The 26,268-nt window shown below is 69.1% G+C and carries 23 protein-coding genes, 1 tRNA gene and 1 pseudogene; 12 read left to right on the top strand and 13 right to left on the bottom strand.

From position 1 onward, the window contains the following. Window positions 1–102: 102 nt before the first annotated feature. Window positions 103–402 (bottom strand): annotated as a pseudogene (locus ACIP94_RS05230) (phosphoesterase); the annotation flags it as partial. A 126-nt stretch (window positions 403–528) separates the two neighbouring features. Here ACIP94_RS05230 and ACIP94_RS05235 point away from each other — a divergent pair. Both ACIP94_RS05235 and glmS read left to right on the top strand, forming a co-directional pair. After that, entirely contained in the window at window positions 529–786 is a 258-nt protein-coding gene (locus ACIP94_RS05235; RefSeq protein WP_365161572.1) for a hypothetical protein, read from the top strand. Window positions 787–850: 64 nt separating this feature from the next. Continuing rightward, complete coding sequence (gene glmS, locus ACIP94_RS05240; protein ID WP_402419743.1) at window positions 851–2,668, top strand: glutamine--fructose-6-phosphate transaminase (isomerizing); 1,818 nt, start codon at window positions 851–853, stop codon at window positions 2,666–2,668. A 117-nt stretch (window positions 2,669–2,785) separates the two neighbouring features. On the opposite strand, the gene ACIP94_RS05245 is transcribed toward glmS, so the two are convergent. Together ACIP94_RS05245 and ACIP94_RS05250 are read right to left on the bottom strand one after the other, a co-directional pair. Then, complete coding sequence (locus ACIP94_RS05245; RefSeq protein WP_402419746.1) at window positions 2,786–3,352, bottom strand: GPR1/FUN34/YaaH family transporter; 567 nt, start codon at window positions 3,350–3,352, stop codon at window positions 2,786–2,788. Window positions 3,353–3,711: 359 nt separating this feature from the next. After that, window positions 3,712–4,239: a universal stress protein gene (locus tag ACIP94_RS05250; RefSeq protein WP_402419750.1), complete on the bottom strand. Its 528-nt coding sequence runs from the start codon at window positions 4,237–4,239 to the stop codon at window positions 3,712–3,714. A 411-nt stretch (window positions 4,240–4,650) separates the two neighbouring features. On the opposite strand from ACIP94_RS05250, the gene ACIP94_RS05255 reads away from it, so the two are divergent. The 4 genes from ACIP94_RS05255 (at window position 4,651) to ACIP94_RS05270 (ending at window position 7,728) form a co-directional block, all read left to right on the top strand. After that, a complete protein-coding gene (locus ACIP94_RS05255) occupies window positions 4,651–4,995 on the top strand; it encodes a hypothetical protein (protein WP_402419752.1) in 345 nt (114 codons plus the stop codon). A 377-nt stretch (window positions 4,996–5,372) separates the two neighbouring features. After that, window positions 5,373–6,629, top strand: a complete 1,257-nt coding sequence (locus ACIP94_RS05260; protein ID WP_402419755.1) for a helix-turn-helix domain-containing protein — start codon at window positions 5,373–5,375, stop codon at window positions 6,627–6,629. A gap of 310 nt (window positions 6,630–6,939) precedes the next feature. After that, complete coding sequence (orn, locus tag ACIP94_RS05265; RefSeq protein ID WP_402419758.1) at window positions 6,940–7,542, top strand: oligoribonuclease; 603 nt, start codon at window positions 6,940–6,942, stop codon at window positions 7,540–7,542. Between the two features lie 110 nt (window positions 7,543–7,652). Further along, window positions 7,653–7,728: transfer RNA gene (locus ACIP94_RS05270), tRNA-His, on the top strand. A gap of 417 nt (window positions 7,729–8,145) precedes the next feature. Here ACIP94_RS05270 and ACIP94_RS05275 read toward each other — a convergent pair. Both ACIP94_RS05275 and ACIP94_RS05280 read right to left on the bottom strand, forming a co-directional pair. Then, window positions 8,146–8,472 carry an IS3 family transposase gene (locus tag ACIP94_RS05275; RefSeq protein ID WP_402419761.1) on the bottom strand — a complete coding sequence of 109 codons (327 nt, stop codon included), beginning with the start codon at window positions 8,470–8,472 and terminating at the stop codon, window positions 8,146–8,148. Next, window positions 8,469–9,296: an enoyl-CoA hydratase-related protein gene (locus ACIP94_RS05280; RefSeq protein ID WP_402419764.1), complete on the bottom strand. Its 828-nt coding sequence runs from the start codon at window positions 9,294–9,296 to the stop codon at window positions 8,469–8,471. The genes ACIP94_RS05275 and ACIP94_RS05280 overlap by 4 nt, the downstream gene beginning before the upstream one ends. A 104-nt stretch (window positions 9,297–9,400) precedes the next feature. Between ACIP94_RS05280 and ACIP94_RS05285 the strand changes: the two genes are divergently transcribed. Continuing rightward, window positions 9,401–10,411 (top strand): ketoacyl-ACP synthase III family protein, encoded by a 1,011-nt coding sequence (locus ACIP94_RS05285; protein WP_402419766.1) that lies wholly within the window; start codon window positions 9,401–9,403, stop codon window positions 10,409–10,411. Between the two features lie 58 nt (window positions 10,412–10,469). Here the strand turns inward: ACIP94_RS05285 and ACIP94_RS05290 are convergent, their stop codons facing one another. Continuing rightward, window positions 10,470–10,955 carry a MarR family winged helix-turn-helix transcriptional regulator gene (locus ACIP94_RS05290; protein ID WP_402419769.1) on the bottom strand — a complete coding sequence of 162 codons (486 nt, stop codon included), beginning with the start codon at window positions 10,953–10,955 and terminating at the stop codon, window positions 10,470–10,472. Window positions 10,956–10,979: 24 nt separating this feature from the next. After that, complete coding sequence (locus ACIP94_RS05295; RefSeq protein WP_402419771.1) at window positions 10,980–11,429, bottom strand: hotdog fold thioesterase; 450 nt, start codon at window positions 11,427–11,429, stop codon at window positions 10,980–10,982. Window positions 11,430–11,540: 111 nt separating this feature from the next. Here ACIP94_RS05295 and ACIP94_RS05300 point away from each other — a divergent pair, with 111 nt between their 5' ends. Both ACIP94_RS05300 and ACIP94_RS05305 read left to right on the top strand, forming a co-directional pair. Further along, window positions 11,541–12,500, top strand: a complete 960-nt coding sequence (locus ACIP94_RS05300) for an aldo/keto reductase (RefSeq protein WP_402419774.1) — start codon at window positions 11,541–11,543, stop codon at window positions 12,498–12,500. 1,041 nt (window positions 12,501–13,541) lie between these two features. After that, window positions 13,542–14,507, top strand: coding sequence for an aldo/keto reductase (locus tag ACIP94_RS05305; protein ID WP_402419776.1), 966 nt, complete (start codon window positions 13,542–13,544; stop codon window positions 14,505–14,507). Window positions 14,508–14,676: 169 nt separating this feature from the next. Here ACIP94_RS05305 and ACIP94_RS05310 read toward each other — a convergent pair whose 3' ends face one another. After that, on the bottom strand, window positions 14,677–15,210 hold the full coding sequence (locus ACIP94_RS05310) for a cysteine hydrolase family protein (RefSeq protein ID WP_265567568.1): 534 nt from the start codon (window positions 15,208–15,210) through the stop codon (window positions 14,677–14,679). Between the two features lie 65 nt (window positions 15,211–15,275). On the opposite strand from ACIP94_RS05310, the gene ACIP94_RS05315 reads away from it, so the two are divergent. The 3 genes from ACIP94_RS05315 to ACIP94_RS05325 all read left to right on the top strand — a co-directional run bounded on the left by ACIP94_RS05315 (window position 15,276) and on the right by ACIP94_RS05325 (window position 20,982). Continuing rightward, window positions 15,276–16,136, top strand: a complete 861-nt coding sequence (locus ACIP94_RS05315) for an alpha/beta fold hydrolase (RefSeq protein WP_402419779.1) — start codon at window positions 15,276–15,278, stop codon at window positions 16,134–16,136. 158 nt (window positions 16,137–16,294) lie between these two features. Continuing rightward, entirely contained in the window at window positions 16,295–19,681 is a 3,387-nt protein-coding gene (locus ACIP94_RS05320; RefSeq protein ID WP_402419782.1) for an AfsR/SARP family transcriptional regulator, read from the top strand. Then, window positions 19,678–20,982, top strand: coding sequence for an MFS transporter (locus ACIP94_RS05325; protein ID WP_402419785.1), 1,305 nt, complete (start codon window positions 19,678–19,680; stop codon window positions 20,980–20,982). Before ACIP94_RS05320 ends, ACIP94_RS05325 begins: the two co-directional genes overlap by 4 nt. Window positions 20,983–21,028: 46 nt before the next feature. Here ACIP94_RS05325 and ACIP94_RS05330 read toward each other — a convergent pair whose 3' ends face one another. The 5 genes from ACIP94_RS05330 to ACIP94_RS05350 all read right to left on the bottom strand — a co-directional run bounded on the left by ACIP94_RS05330 (window position 21,029) and on the right by ACIP94_RS05350 (window position 26,264). Next, window positions 21,029–21,418: a PPOX class F420-dependent oxidoreductase gene (locus ACIP94_RS05330; RefSeq protein ID WP_402419788.1), complete on the bottom strand. Its 390-nt coding sequence runs from the start codon at window positions 21,416–21,418 to the stop codon at window positions 21,029–21,031. 18 nt (window positions 21,419–21,436) lie between these two features. After that, window positions 21,437–23,101, bottom strand: coding sequence for an FAD-dependent monooxygenase (locus ACIP94_RS05335; protein ID WP_402419790.1), 1,665 nt, complete (start codon window positions 23,099–23,101; stop codon window positions 21,437–21,439). Continuing rightward, window positions 23,098–24,678: an MFS transporter gene (locus ACIP94_RS05340; RefSeq protein WP_402419793.1), complete on the bottom strand. Its 1,581-nt coding sequence runs from the start codon at window positions 24,676–24,678 to the stop codon at window positions 23,098–23,100. The genes ACIP94_RS05335 and ACIP94_RS05340 overlap by 4 nt, the downstream gene beginning before the upstream one ends. Window positions 24,679–24,816: 138 nt before the next feature. Then, on the bottom strand, window positions 24,817–25,521 hold the full coding sequence (locus ACIP94_RS05345; RefSeq protein ID WP_402419796.1) for an HAD family hydrolase: 705 nt from the start codon (window positions 25,519–25,521) through the stop codon (window positions 24,817–24,819). Then, window positions 25,521–26,264, bottom strand: coding sequence for an SDR family NAD(P)-dependent oxidoreductase (locus ACIP94_RS05350; protein WP_402419799.1), 744 nt, complete (start codon window positions 26,262–26,264; stop codon window positions 25,521–25,523). The genes ACIP94_RS05345 and ACIP94_RS05350 overlap by 1 nt, the downstream gene beginning before the upstream one ends. Between the last annotated feature and the right edge of the window lie 4 nt (window positions 26,265–26,268).

Here is a 26,268-nt window from a genome sequence, read left to right on the forward strand (position 1 = left end):
AAGGCACCGACCCCAAGCGGGCGGCCCTCGTCCGGAGACGAGGACCGCCCGCCGTCCCTGCGCCCTGCCTTCCGGGCACGGGAGTGGCCTTTCGAAGTGGTGTCACTTCGCCCGGCGCGCCACCGTGAAGTGGTCGACCCGCTCACCGGACTCGGCGATGCCGCGCACCTTCAGCGTGGCGTAGCGGCCCTTGGCTGCGGGGGTGACGTCGACGCGCAGGAACGAGTAGTCGAGGTAGCGCACGCGCGACCAGGTGACCGTCTCGTTCTGCTTGCCTTCCCTGACGTTGATGAACGAGGCGACGGACTCGACCTCGTTCTCGTGGCCCTCGTACGACAGCGGGGCGCTGAACGCGTAGAGGCTGCGGCCCGCCGCGCCCGCCGTCACGTACACCACGCGTAAGCAACGTGGCGCAAGACACAGAATGGACAGCCGCCGAACAGGGGCCGATGAGGACATCACAAGACGTCTGCCCGGAATCGGGCACGATTCTTGCGATTCTGGCGCGCGTACCGCAGGATCTACCGGGTGCACGACGAACTTGTTGATCATCTGACGCGGTCCACGACCCTGAGCCGGGGCGAGGCGCTGCGTGTGGTCCAGGACGTGCTCGCCTATTTCGACGAAACGACCGAGGAGTTCGTCCGCCGCCGCCACCGCGAGCTGCAGGCCCAGGGCCTGGTGAACGCGACGATCTTCGAGCGGATCGAGGCCGATCTGAGGTACCGCACGGTCGCACCGCCCGAGCTTACGCTCCGGCAGTTGCGCCGCATCGTCTACGGCTGAGGCGCCGGAGACCCCTCAGAGGCCACTTCACCACAACGGGGACAAAAGGGACTTAAGGATATATATGTGCGGAATCGTTGGATACATCGGTAAGCGCGATGTGGCCCCGCTGCTGCTGGAGGGTCTCCAGCGGCTGGAGTACCGCGGCTACGACTCGGCGGGCATCGTCGTCACGTCCCCCAGGACGTCCGGCCTGAAGATGGTCAAGGCCAAGGGCCGGGTCCGCGACCTGGAGGCCAAGGTCCCCGCGCGCTTCAAGGGCACCACCGGTATCGCCCACACTCGCTGGGCCACCCATGGCGCCCCGTCCGACGTGAACGCCCACCCGCACATGTCGGCCGACCACAAGGTCGCCGTCGTCCACAACGGCATCATCGACAACGCCTCCGACCTCAGGAAGAAGCTGGAGGCGGACGGCGTCGAGTTCCTCTCCGAGACCGACACCGAGGTCCTCACCCACCTCATCGCCCGCTCCCCGGCCGAGACCCTGGAGGAGAAGGTCCGCCAGGCGCTGCGCGTCGTCGAGGGAACCTACGGCATCGCGGTGATGCACGCCGACTTCGCCGACCGCATCGTGGTCGCCCGCAACGGCTCCCCCGTCGTGCTCGGCATCGGCGAGAAGGAGATGTTCGTCGCCTCCGACGTCGCCGCGCTGGTCGCCCACACCCGTCAGATAGTCACCCTCGACGACGGCGAGATGGCCACCCTCAAGGCCGACGACTTCCGCACGTACACCACCGAGGGCACCCGTACGACGGCCGAGCCGACCACCGTGGAGTGGGAGGCCGAGTCCTACGACATGGGCGGCCACGACACGTACATGCACAAGGAGATCCACGAGCAGGCCGACGCCGTGGACCGGGTGCTGCGCGGCCGCATCGACGACCGGTTCTCCACCGTCCACCTGGGCGGCCTCAACCTGGACGCCCGCGAGGCGCGCGCGGTGCGCCGGGTGAAGATCCTCGGCTGCGGCACCTCGTACCACGCCGGCATGATCGGCGCCCAGATGATCGAGGAGCTGGCCCGTATCCCCGCGGACGCCGAGCCCGCCTCCGAATTCCGTTACCGCAACGCGGTCGTGGACCCCGACACGCTGTATGTCGCGGTCTCGCAGTCCGGTGAGACCTACGACGTCCTCGCGGCCGTCCAGGAGCTGAAGCGCAAGGGCGCCCGGGTGCTGGGCATCGTCAACGTCGTCGGCTCGGCGATCGCGCGTGAGGCGGACGGTGGCATGTACGTGCACGCCGGCCCCGAGGTCTGCGTGGTCTCCACCAAGTGCTTCACCAACACCACCGTCGCCTTCGCGTTGCTCGCGCTGCACCTCGGCCGCACGCGGGACCTGTCGGTGCGTGACGGCAAGCGGATCATCGAGGGCCTGCGGAAGCTGCCCCAGCAGATCTCCGAGATCCTCAAGCAGGAGGAGGAGATCAAGGCGCTGGCCGACCAGTTCGCCGACGCCCGCTCGATGCTCTTCATCGGCCGTGTGCGCGGCTACCCGGTGGCTCGCGAGGCCTCGCTGAAGCTGAAGGAGGTCTCGTACATCCACGCCGAGGCCTATCCGGCCTCCGAGCTGAAGCACGGCCCGCTGGCGCTGATCGAGCCGGCCCTGCCGACCGTCGCGATCGTGCCGGACGACGACCTGCTGGAGAAGAACCGCGCGGCCATGGAGGAGATCAAGGCCCGCAGCGGGCGGATCCTCGCGGTCGCCCACCGGGAGCAGGAGAAGGCCGACCACACGATCGTGGTCCCGAAGAACGAGGACGAGCTCGACCCGATCCTGATGGGCATCCCGCTGCAACTGCTCGCGTACCACACGGCGCTGGCGCTGGGCCGGGACATCGACAAGCCGCGGAACCTGGCCAAGTCGGTGACGGTGGAGTAGCGGTTCCCCTCCGCCCCGGAGCACCTCGCACGACGTGAACGACCCCCTGTGTGCCACCAGCACAGGGGGTCGTTCCCTCAGGGGGCCGGGGCCGCCCTTCCCCGGCCCGGCGCTGCCTCAGCCGGCGGCCGTCACCCCCCGGCCGGCAGCGCGTCGCGGCAGGGAGGTCGGCCACTTGGCCAGGACGGCCGTCGCCGCATACCAGGCGACCGCGCCCGCGGCGACCGCGCACCAGCCGCCGGCCTTGCCCAGCGCGTCGTTGCCGGCGAAACGCGCGACGGCGAGCAGCACCAGCGAGACACAGAGCAGGCCGTAGGTGCCCTGGCCGAGGACGTCGCCGGCCGCTCCGAGTGCCAGGCTCAGGACGACGAGGGCGAACAACAGCAGGAAGAGTCCAGCGGCGTTGGCGGACATCCCGCCGCCGGCCGTGACGGCCCAGGTGAACCACAGGGCGCCGAGCGCCGAGAAGGCCGTACCCGTGGCGGTGTCACCGTCGCGGAAAGCGAGCAGGCCGGCGAGGAACAGGGCAACACCGCCCACATAGTGGGCCAGTGACACGGCGTCGGCCGTCGTCACACCGTCGATCACTTTGGTCGTTCCGAGACCGAAGGCCAACAGCGTGATACCCAGCGCGAGTCGGCCGACGATCGATGTGGTGCTTCCCGCAGAGACGTCGTTGTCCACGGCGGGCTCCCTTCTTGTCCTGCACGTACGGTCGTGCGGTGACCGATATATGCCCTTCACAAGGGCACAAACACCTCTACGCGCGAGTAGGTTCACGCGTCCGCGCAGTGAAGTTGGAGGCGGTCGTTCCCCATCTCGCCTGAGCCGACGAGGAGTTACGAATGGGCGGCGGGGAGGTTGCGGCGGAGTCGCGGGCCGAAGGCGCTGGGGACGTGCGGTCGCAGGCGCGCGAAACCGGCCACGGACACGTCCGGGCGGTCGTACGCGCGCGAAACCAGGCCACGGACACGTCCGGGCGGTCGCAGGCACGCGAAACCAGCCACGGGCGCCTCGGGACGCCCGGAGCCGGTATCGGGGGCTCAGGGAATGACGACGACGGGGCGCCGGGCGCGCTTGGCGAGACGGCCGGCGACCGAGCCGAAGATACGGCCGACAATGCCCTGGGTGGAGCCGACGACGATCGCGTCCGCCTCGTACTCCCGCCCCACCTCTTCGAGTTCGTGGCAGATGTCGCCGCCGCGCTCGACCAGGATCCAGGGCACCTCGGCGAGATGCTCCGCGCAGGCCAGCTCCAGCCCGAGGACCTCTGTTCGGTGGTCCGGCACATCGACGAAGACCGGCGGCTCACAGCCCGCCCACACCGTGGTGGGCAGCCGGTTGGCGACATGCACGATGATCAGGCCCGAACGGGAACGGTGGGCCATGCCGATCGCATAGGCGAGCGCGCGCTCGCTGGAGGTGGAGCCGTCGAAGCCGACCACCACACCGTGCTTGAAGGCGGGGTCGCAGGACGGGCGTGACTCTTCCGCCGCCAAGGGCTCGGCCGCCGTGGGATCGGCGACGCGGCGCTTGCGGTCCGCGGGTTCGGAGAATTCGTGACCGGCCATGAGTGTCTCGGCGTTGTGATCCTCGTGGGTGGGACGACACTGTGCGGCGGAGCGGTGTCCGGGAATCATCTTCCCAACCCCCTACCCGCAAGGGTACGGCGGCACGCCTCCTTCGCCCAGATCCCGCGCGACCCCCGAGGTCCCGGCTTCGCCCGGACAAGAGAGCCCCCGTCACGGGGTTTCAGAGAGCATGCACGAGGGACGCCTGTAACGCAATGGTTGCTGCCTCGTACAGGTGGTTCGCTCAGGGTTCACTCTGCGACCAGGGCGGCGGTCCGGCTTCCGCGATCCGGGTTCGGACAGGGAGCGACGGGACGGTCACACCGTGGAACCGGGACACCCGTCGGCACCAGTGACCGAGCGGCCGGGCACGCGTTGATTCCGGTGAGCCGCCGCCGTAGGGAGCCCGCCGTGTCCGCACCCCGCCCCGCACCCCGGAACCGTCCCGCTCCGGAGACGGCGGCCGTCGTCGTCCGCTGGGCCTGGTTCACCTGCGCCCTGGTCCCCGTGGTCCTCGTCTGGAGCGGCACATCGGTCGCCGGTGCGATCAGCGCCACGCTGGGCCTCACGGCGGTCACCTGGGCATGCCGCGCGCTGCTGCGGCAGTCCGAACGGGGCGCGGCGCGGGTCGCGGACGAGGAGTGCGCGCCCTGCGGCATCCGGCATTCCGCCCCTCGCCCCGCCCGGTGCGGCGGGCCCGGAACGGGGGCGTGCGGGGGCGGGCGGAACGGGGGAGCAAACACTCCGGTCGACTGACCGGTTTCCGCGCACGCCCCCGCCTCTTTTCAGCCAACTTCTCACACCCGTGCATCAGGGGGCCGAATGGCCCCCCACCCCCCGTTCGACCTGCGCCGAAAGGGTCCTGGAGGCCTCCCGGACCCTATGGGGATTGGCCACTGGGACGAGGCGCACTTCCCTGCACGGCCCACGAGTGCAACCCTTCGTGATCGAATGCTTCACGCCAAGTTGCCATGTCGACAATGTGCCGGATGGTGAACTGGTCACGCCGGCACCGCGGGACGCAGTAAATTCGATCATGATGTCTTACGGCGGGGGACTCGTGCAGGACCGAGGGGAAACGTGCAGGAGCGACACAACCGAGGAGCCGCGACCACCGAGGGGGGCTTAGCAGGATGAGCCACGACTCCACTGCCACGGCGGATGCCGCGGCCCGGAAGCTGTCCGGGCGGCGCCGCAAGGAGATCGTCGCGGTGCTGCTGTTCAGCGGCGGCCCCATCTTCGAGAGTTCCATACCGCTTTCGGTGTTCGGGATTGACCGCCAGGACGCCGGAGTTCCGCGCTACCGACTGCTGGTGGCCGCCGGAGAGGAAGGCCCGCTGCGGACCACAGGGGGCCTGGAACTGACCGCGCCGTACGGCCTGGAGGCGATCTCGCGGGCGGGCACCGTCGTGGTGCCGGCCTGGCGGTCGATCACCTCGCCGCCGCCGGAGGAGGCGCTCGACGCACTGCGCCGAGCGCACGAAGAGGGCGCCCGCATCGTCGGGCTGTGCACCGGCGCCTTCGTGCTGGCCGCCGCCGGACTGCTGGACGGGCGACCGGCCACCACCCACTGGATGTACGCGCCGACGCTGGCCAAGCGCTATCCGTCGGTGCACGTCGATCCACGCGAGCTGTTCGTGGACGACGGCGACGTCCTGACGTCGGCCGGCACGGCGGCCGGTATCGACCTCTGCCTCCATATCGTGCGCACGGACCACGGCAACGAGGCGGCGGGCGCGCTCGCCCGGCGCCTGGTGGTCCCGCCGCGCCGCAGTGGCGGCCAGGAGCGCTACCTCGACAGGTCTTTACCAGAGGAGATCGGCGCCGACCCCCTCGCGGAGGTCGTCGCCTGGGCGCTGGAGCACCTCCACGAGCAGTTCGACGTGGAGACCCTGGCCGCGCGCGCGTACATGAGCAGGCGGACGTTCGACCGGCGCTTCCGTTCGCTGACCGGCAGCGCGCCGCTGCAGTGGCTGATCACCCAGCGGGTGCTCCAGGCACAGCGGCTGCTGGAGACCTCCGACTACTCGGTCGACGAGGTGGCCGGGCGTTGCGGCTTCCGCTCCCCGGTCGCGCTGCGCGGGCACTTCCGGCGCCAGCTCGGCTCGTCGCCGGCGGCGTACCGGGCGGCCTACCGGGCGCGCCGGCCGCAGGGCGAACGGCCGGGGGATCCTGACGTGTCCGGCGGACCGGCGGCGCCACAGGTGGTGCAGGAGGCCGCCCCGGTCCCGATGCAGACCCGGCGCACGGCCGCCGCGAGCGCGCTCGGCCCCACGGCGCCCCTGCCCACGGACCACCACGGCAAGCACGTCGACCACCCGGTCAGGCATGTCCCGGAGCTGTACGCGGCGGGCCGGCCGAGCCTGCCGGGGCAGCGCAGCGCGCACTAGCGCCGCCGGGCCGGAGCCGGGAAGTGGCGGGCTCCGCGTGGGTACGTACCCACGGCGGGCCCCCCCCCACCGGCGGGCCCGGGCCCCCCCCGGGGGCGGCCCCGGGCCGACTCCCCCCCCGGCCCGGCCCCGGGGCGGCGCCCCGCCGGGGGGGGCGCCGTGGCCGGGGGGGGCGGGGCCGGGGTTGGCGCCCCCCGGGGCCGGCCCCCCGCCACTTCGGCGTGCCCGGGGCCCCGCCGGGGGCGGTCCCGGGCCTTCCTCCCCCGCACGGGCGGTCCGCATGACCCGGGCGGGCCATAAGGTGGGACACATGAACGATCGCATGGTGTGGATCGACTGCGAGATGACCGGACTCTCGCTGTCCGACGACGCGCTCATCGAGGTGGCCGCGCTGGTCACCGACTCCGAGCTGAACGTACTCGGCGAGGGTGTGGACATCGTGATCCGGCCGCCGGACGCGGCGCTGGAGACGATGCCGGAGGTGGTGCGTCAGATGCACACCACCTCGGGACTGCTCGACGAGCTGGCGGCCGGCACGACGCTCGCCGACGCCGAGGAACAGGTCCTCTCCTACGTCCGGGAGCATGTCAAGGAACCGGGCAAGGCGCCGCTGTGCGGCAACTCCGTCGGCACGGACCGCGGCTTCCTGGCCCGCGACATGCCGACGCTGGAGGACTATCTCCACTACCGGATCGTGGACGTCAGCTCGATCAAGGAACTGGCCCGGCGCTGGTACCCGAGGGCGTACTTCAACAGCCCCGAGAAGAACGGCAACCACCGGGCACTGGCCGACATCCGCGAGTCCATCGCGGAGTTGCGCTACTACCGGGAGTCGATCTTCGTGCCGCAGCCGGGCCCCGACTCGGACACGGCGCGCGCGATCGCGGCCCGGCACGTGCTGCCCGCGCAGTAGCGTCGTCGACGGGGCCCGGACGGGCCCCGCGGAAATGCTGGCGCGAGCACCCCTTCGGACCCTGTACACTTTTTCTCGGCCGGTGCGGGAAACCGAAAACACCGGTCATGGTGGGTGTAGCTCAGCTGGTAGAGCACCTGGTTGTGGTCCAGGATGCCGCGGGTTCGAGTCCCGTCACTCACCCCACGAGACAGGCCCCTGACCTGCGCAAAGGCGGGTCAGGGGCCTGTCTGCCGTTTGGTCACGGCCGAACCACAGCCCATCCACCCGCGATTCGAGTCGTCCGGGAATGAGCGATAGCCGTAAGTCCGCATGGACCTCGCTTCAAGTACACATCCACTCACACACTGTGTAAGCTCCGTGCATCGATCCGCCACTGAGCGACGGGACCTGATCAGAGCCATGGGCCCGTCCATCGGCAGGTCTCCACGACGGTCGACGCTCGCCAGTGCCTCCTTCATATGGGGGACAAAGGACGCGAGGAGGGCAGTGGTGCTGCGGATGCGGCGTAAACCGTCGCGGCACTGACGCCGAAGCCGGCCGGCAACTGCCCATTCCCGTCGCGCGGTGTGTGATCTCGCCTTTCTCGATGCCCGCCTGGGCTCACGCCTGGACTGGCAGTATGCCCCCGGTGAGGGACGGGGGGTCTGTGATCGTGGTGCGGTGCCTACGACGCAGCCACACGCCCGCCAGGCCGATGCTCCGCATCACGCGCGCGATCCGTTGGTGATTGATTTGCTCACCGCCGTCGCGGAGCTCGGCGATGATCCTGGAGACGCCGTAGGTGCCGTCCGACTCGCGGTGCACGGCCCGTGTCCGGGCGGCCAGCCGGGCGTCGACCGCCTGCCGGGCGGTCCGGTCCGCGGCGGTGCGGCGCCAGTAGTAAAAGCTGGAGCAGGCGATGCCGAGGATGGTGCACAGCCGCTTCACGCCGTAGCGGCGCTGGTGGTCGACGACGAAAACGCCGGCTTTCGGCGCTCCCGCAACGCGGCCATGGCCTCGGGGAAGTCCGGACGTGCGAAGGAGTCCTGCATAAGGGAAACGGATTCGGCCACAGCATCAGCCGCGGGCATGAGCAGACCGTCAAGGATCTGGCGCTTGATGATGGCCATGGACGACGGGGAACAGGATTCAGCCAGTTCGCGGGCATATTCCTGGGCGGCTCCCAGCACCTCGCTGCGCGGTGCGGTGTGCTGTACCAGGCCGATCCGCAGAGCCTCCTCCGCGCCCACCGCCCTGGAGGAGAGCAGCATGTCCATCGCGCTGCCCACGCCGACGATGCGTGGCAGCAACCAGGCCGCTCCGTACTCGGCTATCAGACCGAACCGGCTGAACACAGCGGAGACCTGCGCCTCATGTGCCATGAACCGGACATCGGCGAACAACGCGTGGACGAGGCCCAGGCCCGCCGCACTGCCATTGATCGCCGCGATCAACGGCGTCCCCATGGTCAGCGGAAGATGCGCCGGGTGCCCCAGAACCGAGCTCAAGCCCTCTCCGTTGTGGCTCTGTTGCGTCTCCGATCCCGCAAGGTGGGCCAGGAGGTCCGGGGTCGCCCCCGAACAAAAGCTGCTGCGAGCGCCCGTGACGACGATGGCGCGGACTTCGTCGTTGGCCTCGGCCTCGGCCAAAGCGTCGTAGTAGGCAGCAAACATGGACAGATCCATGCCATTACGGCGCTCGGGGCGGGCGAAGGTGATCGTCCGCACCAGACCCTTGGTCTCTATCTCTATGCCCGCCGTGCTGCTGGACATGGGGTTCACCTCTCGATTGACAGCTTACTGACTCCGTTCAATGATCTGCTTATCATGAAGGCCCTGCTGATGAGCGGAGCATTGCTGTGCGACTACCGAGACCGATGGGCCTGTCCGGCCTGAGCACGTGGATTCCGGGCGAACGTCAGACCGCCCGGCAGGCCGTCGAGCAAGGTCTGGTGGAGGCGGAGACCGCCGAAGAACTCGGCTATGCAGCACTGCCGGTATCCGGCGAGGCGGCTCCTGAGATGGCGGTACTGGCCGCACGCGCGACTCTGGACAGCACCGGTACCGCACCGGCGGAGTTGGGCATGGTGCTGCACGCCTGGATGTACTATCAGGGGCACGATCTCTGGTCACCTCCCCACTACATCGCCGATCAGTTGGGCGCTCGGCAGGCCGAACCTCTGGGTATCCAGCAGGTCTGCAACGGCGGCGCGGCGGCTATCGAAGTGGGCGCCGCCCGGCTGCTGACCGACCCCGCCCTCCGGTACGCCCTGGTCACAACAGCGGACCGCTTCGCCGCACCAGGTTTCGACCGCTGGCGCGGGGATTACGGGATCGCCTACGGGGACGGCGCCACCGCCCTGCTGCTGCATCCCTCCGAAGAGCGTCCCGCGGAGCTGCTGCTGCACGCGATCACCACCGTCGCCGCGCCGCAACTGGAACGGATGCATCGCGGCCGCGACCCATTCGGACTGATGCCGCGCTCCGTGAGCGATCGGGTCGACATGCGCCGTACGAAGAAGGCCTTCCTCGAACGAGAAGGCATGGAGGCGTTCACCGAAGCCAGCGGTGAAAGCCTGGCAGTGGTCGTGGAGCGCTGCCTCGCCGCCGCGGGGCTGGCGTCCGACAGTCCGCAGCTACGGTATGTCGTTCCTCCCCGACTGGGCGCGAAAACCATCGACCTCGCCTATGCACCCGCCCTTCGCAAGATGCTGACGGCCGACATCCTCACGCTGGGTGGGGACACGGGGCACCTGGGCGCAGGTGACGCCGCTGCCAGCCTGGCCGAACTGTACGCCGAGCGCCGGCTGGCGCCTGGTGAGTTCGCCTTGGTGGTGAGCGCGGGGGCCGGGTTCACCTGGTCATGTCTGCTGGTGAGCGCCGCCTGAGCAGCAGAGGCACCAAGGTGTCCCCGGACCGGGTGGCTCGCCGCGGGAGCCACCCGGTTCAGTGCGTCTCGCCCAGCGTCCTGATGGCCCGCTCCAGGTAGTCCTCGAACTGCTCCAGCTCCGCCGCGGTGAATTCGGCGCGTAGCTCGTCCTCGACTCGCAGCGCTTCCCTGTCCGCCTTCTTCAGCACGGCGCGGCCGCTCTTGGTGAGCTTATTGACAATGACCTTCTGGTGGAGCTGGGAAGGTTCCCGCTCCATCCAGCCGCGCTTCTCCAAGTTGGCGAGCACCGTCGACATCGTCTGCGGTGTCACCATGCTCTCCCTGGCCAGCTGCGCGGCCGACATTCCTCCTGGGAAGAGGGAGAGCAACAGCAGTACGGAATACCGGGGAACGGTCAGGTCGAACTGGCGCAGCACCTGGGTCTTGCGTGAGATCAATGCCTGTTCGGCCCGCTTGATGGTGTTCCCGAGCCTATTGGCGACCACTGCCGTCACGGCTGAAGGAGAGTCCGACGCATGCTTTGTCGCTTTGGTATCCGCCATATCAGTAGTCTCGCATAAAGTAGCCTACGAATCTCCTTGGCGGCGCTGCTGCGTCCGCGGCGGAGGGAGAACGCAGGTGAGCCTGGCGGTGCAGGCCCGCCGTTCCTCCTCGTCGCAGATGACGATCTCGTAAGTGGCTAGACCGCGACCCACGTGCAGCGGACGGCAGACGCCCTTCACCAGGCCGGAGCGCACCGCGCGGTGATGGGTGCAGGAGAGTTCCTGACCGACGATGATCCTGTCCGGACCGGCGTGTACCCACGCGGCGAGCGAGCCGAGAGTCTCCGCGAGGACCGCGTTGGCGCCGCCGTGCATGATCCCGATCGGTTGCCGGTTGCCCTTCACCGGCATGGTGCCCACGACGAGGTCAGGGCGACAGGTGAGGATCTCGATCCCCATCCGCGTCACCAACTGTTCGTCCACGTAGTTGGGGAGGACCGGGACCGGCCCCAGGGACGCCGCCGGCTGCGTCATGTGACTCTCCATGATCGTCGAAGTGCGAGTGTACGTGTCCTGTCATATGGTAGCGGCGGATATTGAGCATGTGTACTGTGACGGCTTCGCCGGAGAGAGGGGAGACCGCTGATGCGCGGCACCATTGTGGGGGCTTCAGGCCCCGAGGTCGGCGTCGTGGGTCTGGGCTGCATGGGGATGTCCTGGGCTTACGACGAGCTGGGGCGGGACGACACGGCCTCCGTGGACGTCATCCACCGTGCTGTCGACTTGGGCTGCACCCTGATCGACACCGCGGACATGTACGGCCCTTTCACCAATGAGGCCCTTGTCGGTCGGGCGCTGCGCGGCCGACGGGACGAGGTCGTCCTGGCGACAAAGGGTGGTCTGGTGGTGGACGATCCGAAGACGTACGCCAGCCACCGTGACGGGAGGCCGGAGTACCTGCGGAGTGCCTGCGAGGCCAGTCTCCGGCGCTTGGGCGTCGACCATGTCGACCTCTACCAGTTGCACCGGGTGGATCCAGCCATACCCGTCGAGGAGAGCTGGGGCGCCATGGCGGACCTGGTGCGGGAAGGCAAGGTACGTGCCATCGGCCTCTCGGAGGTGTCGGTCGAGGACATCCGGCGGGCGCAGGCCGTGCACCCCGTGGCGTCCGTGCAGAGCGAGCTGTCCCTGTGGAGCCGCGACGCGATCACATCAGGGGTCTTGGAGTACTGCCGCGAGCAGGACATCACTCTCATCGCTTTCTCACCTCTCGGGCGGGGTTTCCTTTCCGGGCAGATCAACTCGGCCGGCGAACTCCCGGAGTTGGACGGTCGCCACAGGCTGCCGCGATTCCAGCCCCAGGCGTTGGTCGCTAACCTGGCAATCGTCGGCCGGATCCGGCAGGTGGCCGAACGCCTGAGCCTCACTCCGGCCCAGGTATCGCTGGCCTGGGTGCTCGCTCAGGGCCGCAATGTGGTGGTGATTCCGGGTACGAAGAAGATTCGCTACCTCGAGGAGAACGCCGGTGCGGCCGGAGCAGAACTCGACGAGGCTTCGATGGCGGCGCTGGCGGAAATTCCGGCGGCTGTCGGCACGCGTTACTGAACGCACTCCGTTCTACATCGTCAAGGGCGGATTGCCGGCGGACGGATTGCCGAGCAGGCGGTGGAGCGGCAGTCGACCGCCTCGGCCGTCTCCCGTGATGGTCGCGGGCCTTGCTTCACCCGGCAGCATGGCGGCCGGCCACTTACAGGTTCTGACAGCAGGACGAAAGATCGCACGGCTACCTTTGTTCTTCGTCAACTCCGGACGTGAGACTCCATCCGGATGCCGCTGCGAGAACAACGGCAGGGCGGGCGCGGTGCTGACAAGGCGCTGCTTCTTCGGCTTGACAGCTCACTGCCCGGGAGACGGCGAGTCTGCCGAGCGACGGGCGGTACCGGACAGATGGTTAGAGCGGTTTCGGGAGGTGGCGGTGGCGCCGGGGAGACGCCAACGCGTTCTCCGCAGGCCAGGGGGCCGACTGCAGGGGGGAAAGAGATCCAGTGTCCGACGGTGATCGTGTTCATGGTGTCGTGGCGGTGTTCCAGCCGGCGGCTGGGAGAGAACCCGCGGCAGACGGTGACGTACGGGGCGGATCCCCACCTCGGGACGGCCCCGTGGGGTGGTGGCGCCCGCAGAGGTGCCGGAGCCGCCCTGAGCACGCGATCACCGATCTGACGCGGTCGGGCCGGCTGACGGGCAGACAGGCCGACGCGACGAGTCGGCCGCGTGTCCTGGCCTCTCGGCGTGGCGCGGCTGCGTCGTGGTCACGGCCGAGCGGAATCCCTCGCACAGGAGCGGTCCGAGTCCGCGCGAACGGCCGCGGGCTGCCTCGACCGCGACGTCACCGGGCGCCCGCCCGCCGGCTCCGGCGTCGTCGAAGTGGGCTTCACGGCGTCGGTGCCGCGCCGGGACGTTGTCGTGCCGACGCCGGCGTAACGGAGTTCACCACCGGCGTCATGGAGTTCACCACCGGCGGCCTCGGCGTCGCCACCGGCTCGGCGACTCAGGCCGTTCGAAAGGTCACCGCCGGTCCGTACCCAGGGTTCGGCGTGCAACGCCGCACTCGTCCTAGCGGCTGTCTGAAAAAGGAGAAGGAGAAAGGTGCGCCTGAGGAGTCTGGGCAACACGGGAATCAAGATCGGCAGTATCGGCCTCGGCTGTATGGGCATGAGCTGGCTCTACCAGGAGTCCTCCCGCGACGACGAGCGGTCCGTCCGGGTCATCAACGAGGCTTTGGACCTCGGCGGGAACCTGCTGGACACAGCCGACCTCTACGGCGCGGGACACAACGAGACACTGCTGGGTAGGGCCATCGCGGGGCGACGGGAGGAGGCCGTCGTCGCGACGAAGTTCGGGATCGTCCTGGAGGACCTCCAGCTGCGGGCGGCCCACCGCGACAACTCCCCGGCCTATCTGCGCAAGGCCGTCGAGGCCAGTCTGCGGCGCCTGAACATCGATGTCATCGACCTGTACTACGTCCACCGGATCGACCCCGCGGTGCCGTTGGCGGAGACGTGGGGCGCCATGGCAGAACTCGTCGAACGGGGCACGGTGCGCTGGATCGGCCTGTCAGAGGCAACTGTCGCACAGGCCCGTGAGGCTCACGCGATCCACCCGGTGACCGCGGTGCAGTCCGAACTCTCCCTGTGGACTCGTGACGCGCTGGACGACGTGTCGGGTGGAATGGTCGGCTGGTGCGAGAGCGTAGGGGCGAGCTTCATCCCCTTCGCGCCCCTGGGACGCGGCTTTCTCTCCGGAACCCTGCGCGCCGGCCAGTTCGAGGGCAGCGATTTCCGGGCGGCCAACCCGCGATTCGGTCGTGCCGCGATGGAGGCGAACCAGCGCATCGTCGATGTGATCCGGGAAGTAGCCGACCGCCGGTCGGTCACTCCCGCCCAGGTGGCCATCGCCTGGACCCTCGCCCAGGGAGAACGGGTCGTGCCCATACCCGGCACGAAGAACTCCCGCTATCTGCGGGAGAATCTGGCCGCTGCGGAAGTCACACTGACCGAGGAGGATTTCGCGGACCTCGACACGCTGCCCGCCCCGGTCGGCAGCAGATATTGAGCACATGAGCACATGGGCGCATGCGCCACCGCGTCCGCAGCCCCGGACGCACCAGGTGACACCCGCGCGCCGCCTCGATGGACGGCCCCTTCGGCGGACATCGGGCATCGCCCCATGCCCGCATGCGGCCCACGGCGGGCGGTCGCACACCGGTCCAGCGGCGGCCTCCTCAGCTTCCGGCGGCCGCCGCGGTCACGAGTTCGCCGACCAAGGCGCTGCGCGCACCGAGTGCGGTCAGCCGGTCGAGTGCCTCGCGATGCTGCGCGTCGTTCTCGCTGGCGGTGGCGTCGGAGACGACGACCACCTCGTAACCGAGGCGCAGCGCGGTCGCCGCGGTGGACGCGACGCCGTGGGCCGTGGACAGACCGGCCAGGACGATCTTGGTGACGCCCGCCTGGCGCAGATGGTCGTGGAGATCGGTGTCCTCGAACGCATCGAGGCCGTGCTTGGTCACCACGTGCTCCCCCGCACGAGGGGCGAACCCGGGGACCAGGTGATTGGGGGCCGCGCCCACGCCGCCGTCGGCGCCGTCGGCGCGGACGTACCGGACGAGGACGACGGCCGAGGAGTTCTCGGTTGCGAAGTGCTCGCGCAGCTTTGCGCAAGCGTCGACCACCGTGCCGCCGCTCACCGGCTGCCACGGCCTGTCGACGATCCACCGTTGCAGATCGATCAGGATGAGTGCCGTGCGCGCGCGGGTCATGATGAGTTCCCCCTGGGACAGATGAACAGCGTCAGCCGCACACTACCAAGGGAAAAATCGGGTCAGTGGAGAGGTCAATCCCAACGCAGGACGGTCTGATCCTGTGGGCGGAGACGTTCGGCAACCGCTGTGATCCCGCGGTGTTGCTGGTGATGGGCGCCACCGCGCCGGGCATCGTGTGGCCGGACGAACTGTGCCGACTGCTCGTGGCGGCCGGGTACTACGTCGTGCGCTACGACCACCGCGACACCGGGAGATCCGGCAAGTCCGACAGGGAGTACGACCTGACGACGATGGCCGCGGACGCCGCGGCGGTGATCGCCGGGCTCCACATGGGCTCGGCCCACGTGGTGGGCCAGTCTGCGGGAGGAATGGTCTCCCTGCTGCTCGCCCTCGGCCGGCCCGAACTCGTCCGTTCCCTGGTGCTGCTGTCCAGTTCTCCCCACACGAACGCCGACACACGAACGCTTCCGCGCACCAGACGGCAGGGCCCGCGCGAGCCGGTACTCGAGCAGACCGCGCGACACGGGTCATCACCCCTGACCACGCCCAACGAGCGCCGGTCCATGGCGGTCGAGGGCTGGCGGACGCTGGTCGGGTCGGCCGCACTGTTCGACCGGGTCTACTGGGAGGACCTGGTCGAGCGCGTGGCGGCACGCAGCTGTGAGCCCGACACCTCCGGGCGTCACATGACGGCGATGGATCGCACGCCCCCATTCACCAGCCGCATCAGTGCACTCGATGTGCCGACGCTGGTCGTGCACGGTGAGCAGGACCCTGTCTTCCCCCTGGAACACGGCGAGGCACTGCACCAGGCGATTCCGCGCGCACGGCTTCGGCGGATCGCCGGCATGGGACACATCTTCCCGCCGCACTGGTCTTCGATGATCGGCGCGCTGATCATCGACCACCTGCGGCGGACTTGACGCCCAGCCACCGGCGAACAACCGCGAATTCCGAGACGGTGAGAAACATCACCTGGGTCCCCACCAAAGCGATCCTCGGGCGGCCGATGGCATGCACTACCATGACATGCACACGACTTTGGATAATATCATGTATTTCTGGCAATGGCGCCGAATGTATGCCGAAGTCGTGCGCAAGCAGGTCAAGGGGGAAGGCAAGCTGCGTGGCAGAAACGTTAACGGTCTCGTCGTATGGCGCCACGGCATCGGTTTCCGAGAACAACTACGGAGTTCTGGGACCGCTCTCGATATCAATTTCAGGCAAAGAACTGGCATTGGAGTCCGGCAAGCTCCGGGTCCTACTGGCCGCACTGCTGCTACGGAGCGGAACGGTCGTGAGCAGCGACCGCCTCGCGGAATGGCTCTGGGACGAGCGAAAGCCGTCCAATCCCCGCGGAACGTTGCACACATACGTACGCCGCCTGCGGCTGCTGCTCGGCGACGCCCTCGCACTGGAGACGGCAGCCGGTGGCTACCGGGTCGATGTCCCTGAAGGCGAGCTGGACTTACAGCGCTTCCGCGGCCTGGTCCGGATGGCTCAACAGTCCGAGGGGCTGGAGGAACGGGCCCGCCTGCTGAACGACGCGCTCGCCACCTGGCGGGGCAACGCACTCGAGGACATCCCGTCAAGCTCCCTGCACCAGGACGAATGCCGTTTTCTGGAGGACGAGCGACTGGCCGCGCTGGAGGCGTACTTCGAGACCGATCTCCAGCTCGGCAGGCATGCGCAACTGGTGCGGGAGCTACGCGCGGCGGCGATCGACAACCCGCTGCGGGAGAACTTCTGGAGCATGCTGATGCTCGCCCTCTACCGCTCGGGGCGGCAGGCGGAGGCTCTGGACGTCTACCAGCAAGCGCGCCGGCAACTGGTCGAGCAGCTCGGTATCGAGCCGGGCGAGAGGCTGCGTGCCGTGCACACCGGCATCCTCGAATCGGATCCGGCGCTGACGGCTCCGGACGGTCCGGGCGCCGCCGGGAGCGAGGCAGTCCCGGTCCCTGCCCAACTGCCTCCGCTGGCCATGGGTTTCGTGGGCCGCGAGGACATCATCGACCGCATCACGACCGTACTTCCGCCGGTGTCCGGGCGCACCGGCGTCCCCGTCGTCGTCCTGTCGGGACCGCCCGGGGTGGGGAAGACAGCTCTCGCCGTGTGCATCGGCAGGCGAGTACGGCCGGCGTTCTCGGACGGGCAGTTGTATGTGAACCTGAGCGGCTACGAGCGGGGCGGAGCGCGTGTGCCGCTGCCGACCGAGCAGGTGCTCTCGCAGTTCCTCCGCGCACTCGGGGTGCCCGCGGAGCGCATACCGGTCGACCCCGTGGAACAGGCCAACCTCTACCGGTCGAAGCTGACCGGGAAGAAGGCCCTGGTGGTGCTCGACAATGCCTCCAGCGTCGAACAGGTGGTCCCGCTCATTCCAGGTGACGGGGGCTGTTCCGTACTGATCACCAGCAGACGGCAGTTGCGCTCCCTCGTGGTCACGCACGGAGCCCAACTGATCAAGGTCGACACGCTCAGCCAGCGCGAGTCCATCGACCTGGTCGCCGGAATGATGCGGCAGGCCGCGGTGACGATTGATCCGGACGTCGTACGGGAAGTGACGGCACTGTGCTCCTGCCTGCCGCTGGCGCTACGGATCGCCGCGGCCAACCTCATCGGTGCTCCAGGCGGGCAGGTCGAGACCTATCTCGAGAGTCTGCGGCGCGGCAACCGCCTCGCCGCCCTGTCCGTCGACGGCGACACGGCCTCTGCCGTCTCGACCGCCATCGCCCTGTCCTACTACGCCCTGGCACCGGACGACCGGCTGATCTTCCGGCTCGCGGCACTCTTCCCCGGCTCTGACTTCACCTCCGCCGCCGTCGCGGTCCTCGCCGACATCAGCGAGGCGCAGGCACGGGCCGCTCTGAGCCGTCTGGAGATGGCGAGTCTCCTGCAACAACCCGCCCCCGGCCGATACCAGTTCCATGACCTGCTGCGCGAGTACGCCCAGGACCGCGCCGTCGAAGAGCACCCCGAGCCGGAACGGGCCGAGGCCCTGGAGCGGCTCGGCCGGTGGTACCTCGCGGGCGCCTGTGCCGCAGCCGACGTTCTCTATTCGGAGTTCGTGCGACTCACGGAACCGGCGGCGCCCAAGCCAGCGTTCGATGCGCCTCAACACTATGACAAGAGCCACTCGATGGCATGGCTGCTGGCCGAGCGGCGCAATCTGATGGCCTGCGTACGCTACTTCGGTACGCACGGACCGCACTATCTCTCCTGGCACCTCGCCGACGCACTGCGGGGTTTCTTCTGGACGGGCAAGTACCGGACCGAGTGGCGCGAGACGACTCGCATCGCCCTGGCCGCCGCCGAGTCCCTCGCCGACGAGCGCGGCATCGCAGCGATGCACCGAAGCCTCGCCAACCTCTACAACACGCTGGGCGACTACGAGTGGGCCATCGCGCATCAGGAGAAGAGCCTCGCGCTGCACAACCGGCTGGGCATGGCCGAGGAGGTCGCGGCCACGCTCAACAACATGAGCCTCGCCCACCTCAGCCTGGGCCGGGGAGGCCGGGCACACAAGGCCGCACAGCAGGCACTCGACATCGCACACGCCATCCTTTCACCACGGCTGGAGGCCACCGCCCAGGGTGTGCTGGGCTTCATCCACTGGACTCGGGGTGACATGGACGGCGCGACCGAGTTCCTCACGGCTTCGCTGGCCACCGCCGGCGGACTCGGCCTGCACCACATCAGCTCGTACAGCCTGCGAAACCTGGGCCTGGTGCATCAGGCCACCGGGGAGCTGACCCGGGCGCGGTCCTATTTCAGGCAGGCGCTCGAGGTGTCCGAATCCATCGACTCCTCCTATGACCGGAGCATCTCGCTGTACGGGCTCGCCCTGATCGACCTGGACGTCGGCCGGTACGAGAACGCGTACGACGCGGCACAGCGGGCACTGAGTTCCTTCCAGGAATGCGGTGACCGCACCTACGAGGTCGAGACGCTGTGTCTGCTGTCGGCCATCAGCGGGAGCCTGGGCTCACCGCAGCAATCAGCTCAGTACGCGGCCACGGCGCTCGAAGGGGCCCGGCAGATCGGTTACGTCGACGGCGAGGCCTACGCCCTGGCGCGCCTCGCCGTCGCCGACGGACTCCTGGGCCGCCACGACGCCACTGGGAAGGCGGAGGCGGCTCGCTCGCTGGCCGACTCCAGCGCGAACAGGATGGCCCGCAGCAAGATCCTTCTGGAGCTGGCTCAGCTCTACTTGAGCCTGAGCGACCCGGGACGGGCCGAGGAATGCGCCCAGCAGGCGCTCGGCCTGTCGCAGCCGAACGCGCAACGCCTGAACGTCGCCAAAGCGGAGGAGGTCCTCGGCACGGTCGCCGCCCTCGACGGCGACCAGGCGCGGGCGCGCGTGCACTGGGCCAGGGCTCTGGAGACCTTCACCGACATCGGCGTCACCGTGGACGACGGTCTGCGGTCACGACTGGGCACGCCATCAGACCAGGAGAGGACGGCATCGTGACCACCGCTGCTCCGGCAACCGGAGTGCGCACCGCGACGTGGGGCGGCGGCCTGCGCCAGACGCTGATCGCTTCCCTCGGCAACGCCATGGAGTGGTTCGACTGGACCGCTTATGTGACGTTCGCCGCGGTACTCGGCCCGCAGCTCTTCCCCTCGGGCAACGCGACCACGAACGTCCTGCAGACCTTGTCGGTGTTCGCCGTCGGTTTCCTGTTCCGGCCGATCGGCGGGCTGCTGATCGGTGCCTACTGTGACCGTCGCGGTCGCAGCTCGACGTTGCGGCTGTCGCTGCTGATGATGGCGGGAGGCAGCCTCCTGATCGCACTCACCCCGCCCCACCGGACGGCCGGCGTGCTGTCCCCGACGCTGCTGGTGGTGGCCAGGGCGCTGCAGGGACTGTCCGCGGGTGGCGAGGGCACAGCGATGAGCACGTACGTGAACGAGATCGCACCGAACCGGCGACGCGGGTTGTATTCCAGTGCCATCTACATCAGCACCACGCTCGGCACGCTCGCGGCGACGCTCCTCGCGCTGTTGCTGCACAACACCCTCACGGCGGGCCAGTTGGGTGACTGGGGCTGGCGCGTCCCCTTCGCCCTCGGCGCCCTGCTCGCGCTGTACGGCTGGCGGATGCGCCGCGCCATGCCCGAGACGCCCGTCTTCGACGCGGCGCGCGAACGCCGGCGCAATCCGGCGTGGCAGGTGCTGCGCTCGCACCCCCGCCAGGTTCTCCGAGTGGCCGGCTTTTCGCTGGGGGCGACCGTCGTCTACTACACCTTCGCCTCCTACATGCCGCTGTACGCCCAGGCCCACTACGGCGTGACGGCGAACGCCGCGCTGTGGGCCGCCGTCGCCGCGCAGGTGCTCTTCATCGCCGCACTCCCGCTGCTCGGGATGGCCGCCGACCGATTCGGCCAGCGGCCCCTGCTGGTGGCGTTCGGCGGCGGGTTCGCCTGCCTGACCCCGCTCCTGTTCGGGACCGTGTCCGGATCGGCCGTGCGGCTGTTCGCGGTGATGACAGCGGCTCTGCTGCTGTTCGGGTGCTACGCGACAGCCGCGCCGTCGGCGACACTGCAGATGTTTCCGACATCGCTCCGGTCCAGCGGCGTGGGGCTGCCGTACGCGCTGACAGTGGCGCTGTGCGGCGGTACGGCGCCCTACCTGAGCGAGTACCTCGCCACGCACGGCCACGCCGCCTGGTTTCCGTGGTACATCTCGGGACTCTGTGTGATCAGCACCGTCTTCTTCCTCCGCTACCGGGGGAAGAACGGCGTCGACCTCACCACCGTCGAAGACACCTGACGCGCGTCCGCGGTGGGCGGTGCCGGCCGGCGGGCGGGGCTCCCCCTCACTGCCTGCTCGTCCCGGTGGGGCGGATCACGTACACCACCCGGTGCTCCGCGTCGGCAGGCGGCCCGTCGAACGCGAGCTTGTACCGGTCGGCGAGCTGAAGGAAGAAGGCGCCCTCGGGATCCGGGTCGATGCGCTCGACGGCGCCGCGGATCTCCAGATAGCGATACGGCTGCTCGGGGTCGTTGATGGACACGGAGACAACCGGATGGTGGGTGACATTGCGGTACTTGTACCGGGTCGTGGTGTTGGTGAAGTACAGGTACTCGCCGTCCCAGCTGAACCACATGGGGTTCACCTGCGGCGTGTTGTCCGGCCTGATGGTGGCCAGGTGCGCGAAAAGGGGGCGCTCCAGCAGGTCGCGGTGGCTTTCGGGAATGATCGACATTGTGTTCTCCGGTGGACCTCAGTGGACTTCGGACAAGGAGTCAGGGTGCTTCGACGCGGGCGCCGGAGTCCTGGCGGACGTGAGCAGCGGGGCGAAAAGCCCCTCCAACCGCCGCCGTACGCGCCACGACTCGCGCGCGGAACACACCAGGTCCGCGATTCCGTCCGGTCGGACCAGGGCGATCCGGGTGGTGTCCGGGCCCCGGGTCGCTCCGTGCTGTTCGGGGGCCCACCGCCGCAGCCTCTCGGCACGCGTCTCCAGTATCTGGACCTCGACCACCTCGGCACAATGGTCGCCGACCCAGGCCGCCAGCCGGGCGGCCTCCGCGCCGAACGCCCCGTTGCCATAGAGCAGGAGCGTGTGCCGGAGGTCCGAGAGGGCTGCGCGCAGGGGCATCCGCCGGGAGCGGGCCGTGTCCCAGATCTGCTTCCGGGGGACGAGGCCACCCTCGACGAACCCCCCGGAGCCGGGCCACGGACGCCCCGCTGGGAGGGAGAGCCGCCGGCGCCGGGGACCCGGCTGCGTGTACACCGTCCGCTGCCCGGCCAGCCAGGGCAGGTAGTCGAGGTGAAAGAGGCGTAGCGCGGAGGCGACCCGTAGCGCGTTGTCCCGCACAGCGACCTGATGAGGCTTGTTGAGCAGCCAGATCCGGGTCTGTACCTCTGCCTGCTTGATGGCGGTCCGGGCTACCTGCCCGCGCTCGCTCTCGAAGCTGTCCAGCAGTGTCGCATCGCAGTGACCGTGCCAGCACAGGGCGAGCTTCCAAGCCAGGTTGTGCGCATCGGCCACGCCGGTGTTCAGCCCCTGACCGCCTGCCGGACTGTGGATGTGCGCGGCGTCGCCCAGGAGGAAGGCCCGCCCCTCGCGGGTGCGCTCCGCATGCCGGGAGTGCACCGAGAACACACTGATCCAGTCCGGGTCGCGGAGCCGGAGGCCACCAGGACCTCGCTCGTCGACCAGCCGCTGGACTGCTGCCAGGTCCACCTCGTCGCGCCGGAGTCCGGGCGGCGCCGAGGTGAAGACCCTGAACCGTCCAGAGGGCAGCCCGCACGTGACCAGAATGCCGCGCGGCGAACAGAAGTAGTGGGTGACGTCCGGCTCCAGCGGGCCGTCGAGCTCGATGTCGGCCACCACGAACGACAGTTCGTGGGTGGCGCCCTCAAAGCCGATGTCCAACTGGCCTCGGACCCGGCTACGCGCGCCGTCGGCGCCCACCACCCAGGAGAACTCCTCGGTCCGCTCGACCCCGTCAGGGCCGCGCAGCAGCGCCTTGACCGCCGGCCCGTCCTGCTGGAACCCGACCAGTTCGGTGCCCCACATCACCTCTCCGCCCGCGGCGGCCAGGGCGTCACGCAGCATGGCCTCCACATCTGGCTGCGGCAGGCAGACCGGTTGCACACTCGGGTCCCGGAAGCGCAGGTCGGCGATCACCCGGCCGTCGGAGTAGTACCGCATGGCCCGTTGCGGCAGGATCCGCCGCCGTATCTGCTCGTCGGCTCCCATCCTGCCCAGCAGTTCCAGGGTGCGGGGCCAGACTCCGAGTGCCTTCGTCGACATGCTCGGGCCTTCGGCGCGGTCCACACAGTGGACCGGCACGCCGCGGCGGGTCAGTTCGACAGCGGCGGTGAGGCCGGATGGCCCCGCACCGACCACCAGGACGGGACGCTGGTCATGAGTTGTCATACGACAGTTGTCTCCTGGGTTGCGGAGTCCTCGACGGTCGGCGAGTCGGTGGTCGCGTCCTGAGGCTCCCGCAACATCACGTACACGACGACCGTTGCGACGGCGCAGATCGCGGCCAGTAGCCACAGAACGGAGTGCATGGCCCCGGTGTAGCTGTCGGCGAGGAAGCCACTGAAGCGGTCGCGCAGTTCGGGAGTGGCGCTGTGGGCGGCACCCGCCAGGTCACCGCTGGCGACCCGGTTGGCCAGGCCGGCCGCGTCGGACGAAGGACGTCCGTAGCCGTGCAGGCCCTGCGACACACGGCTCTGGAGGAGTGAGACCAACACGGTGCTCATCACCGTGATGGCTACCGCCTCACCGGCGAGCCTCATGGTGTTGAACATGCCCGCGGCCATACCGGCGCGTTCCGGAGCGACCGAGGTGACCGCGACGCCGTCGATCATGCCCGCGGAGAAGCCCATTCCGATGCCGATCAGCAGCAGCGGGCCGGCCAACTGCCAGGCGGAGATGCCCGGGTGCAGCACGGTGAGCCATGTGCCGCCGAGCGCGACCAGGAGCAGGCTGAGGCTGAGCACGGCGCGGGTCGACATGCCTCGCTTCACCAGCACGTTGACGCCGAGCGGCACCACCAGCACCGGCAGGGTGAGCAGCATCATGGTCACCCCGGCGGCGTCCGCCGAGTCCCCGTTGGCCCCGCTGAACCACGAGGGCAGCAGCACCAGCAGGCAGACGAAGCCGAAGGCGATGGCCACGGGGAGCAGGCAGACGGCCAGGAAACGGGACTGCCGGAAAAGTGCCAAGTCGAACATGGGATGCGCCTGGCGGCTCTCGGCGACGACGAACAGAGCGATCAGCAGTACCGCGCCCGCGAACATCGCGATCACCTCGGCGCTGGCCCAGCCGATCTGCGGCCCCTGGACCACGCCCAGCATCAGCAGGAAGAGGCTGGCGGTGAAGGTGATGGTGCCCCACCAGTCGACCCTGGCGCCCTCGCTGTTGCGGGACTCAGGAATCGCGGGCAGAGCCAGGAGAACCACGGCCGTGACGACGGCGTGCGCGAAGAACACCCACCGCCAACCCAGCGTGCCGACCAGGAGACCGGACACAGAGGGGCCGAGGGCCAGGCCCGCGCCCGCCGAAGAGCCGAGAATCGCGAAGGCCCGGCCGAGGGCGGCCCCCTGGAAGGTGGTGGCCAGGATCGCGCAGCCGCTGGTCATCACCGCGGCGGCGCCGAAACCAGCCACGCCGCGCAGCGCGTCGAGCAACAGCACGTTGCCCGACAGGCCGCTGGCCAGCGAGGCGAGGGCGAACACGGCCGTTCCGACGGTGAACATCCGGCGGCGGCCGACGATGTCAGCCAGTGAGCCGCAGGCCAGCATGAAGGAGGCGAAGGCGAGGTTGTAGGCGTTCACCACCCACTGCAGCGGAACGAGGCCGGCGTGCAGGCCGGAGGCGATGTCAGGCAAAGCCACCGAGCTGCCGGTGAGCGATGCGGGGAGGATCAGGACGGCCGCGCACACCGCGGCGAGGATGATCGTGGGCCGTTTCGTGGTGGGGCCCGAGGTCGCTGTGCTCATGTGAGCTGCAATCCCTCCATGTATGACAGATGGCGGATCCGTTGACGCAGGATACGACCCTATATCAATACCCTGACATTAGGGCGAGTACTACTTCAAGGAAGGAGGTTGGTTGAATTCGGCGACCGGACGTGGCGGTCAGACGGGAATCCGCTCGGTGCCGGGTACGAGCGCGTTGGGCAGCACCCGCCACCCGTGCTCGGCCGCCACTGCGGCCAGCACGGGGTGGTTCCCGACGATGGTGGGCCGGCCCACCAGACGGAGCATGTCGAGATCACTCGGGTCGTCGGCATACGCGAAGCACTGCCCTGCCACAGCGCCTTGAGCCGCAAGGACGGTGCGCACCGCGGCTCCCTTGGCCGGGCCGAACATCGCTCGCGCGATCCGTCCGGTCAGCAGCCCGGCCTCGTCCACCTCGGGCTCGGTGCACAGCACCTGGTCGACACCCAGGTCCTCGGCCATCGGCGACAAGCTCGCGGGCCAGGCACCGGAGACCGCCACGGTGAAATGCCCCTGACGCTGGTGGTGCCGCAGCTCCCGCAGCGTGGCCTCGATGAACGGTACCCCCTGGCCACGCAGCTCCGCGTACCAGGCACGCCCCTGGCTCAGCAGTTCGCTCCACGCGACGCCGGCGAGGGCGCGGTAGAACATCGCACTCACCTCCGCGGGTTCGCCGCCCTGAGCGGCGAACCCGAGGATCGGCTCGACCTTCGCGCGGTACGCCGAGCCGTCCAGGTCGCCCTGCTCGCGCAGCCGGTGGCGCAGCAGTGCGAAGGGGCTCTTCATCGCGACCAGTGTCTCGTCGACATCGAAGAAGGCCACCACGGGAGCGGGAGAGGGCATCAGGCCGCCCACATCAGGCCGCCGTTGACCTCCAGCACATGTCCGTTCACGTAGGAGCTGTCCGAGGCGGCGAGGAAGACCGCGGCCGCTCCCACCTCCTCCGGCCGTCCCAGGCGCCCGGAGAGAAGCCGCTTGCGGTAGCTCTCCCAGATCCGGTCGTCGGCTGCGACCTTCCTGCCCATGCCCTCATCGATGTAGCCGGGCGACAGGCAGTTGACAGTGATGCCCTTGGGAGCGAGTTCAAGGGCCGAGGCCCGGGTGAACATCTCCACGGCGGCCTTGCTGGCACTGTAGGCGGCCGCGCCGACCACGGCCCGGCTGGCCACGCAGGACGAGAGGTTGATGATCCGGCCGCCGCCCTGCTCCTGCATCGGGCGGATCGCCGCGCGGGTGCACAGGAAGACGCCGTTGAGGTTGGTGGCGACGGTGGCGTTCCAGTCCGCCACCGAGAGCCTGCTGATGCTGCCGTCGCGACTGACCCCGGCGTTGTTGACCAGCACGTCGATCCGGCCGAAGGCGGTCAGCCCCGACTCCATCAGCTCCGCCACCGAGTCCTCGTCGGTGACATCGGCGTACTGGTAGCGAGCTCTCCCCGGATATCGGTCGATGAGTTCTTTCACGTCGTACTCGTTGCGGGCGGCGCAGACGACGTTCGCGCCCTCGGCGAGGAAGCTTGCCGCGATAGTGCGGCCGAGGCCCCGCGTGCCACCCGTGATGATGGCGGACATTCCGTCAAGCCTCATGTGC

This window comes from Streptomyces sp. NPDC093261, assembly GCF_044753645.1.
Lineage (GTDB): Bacteria > Actinomycetota > Actinomycetes > Streptomycetales > Streptomycetaceae > Streptomyces.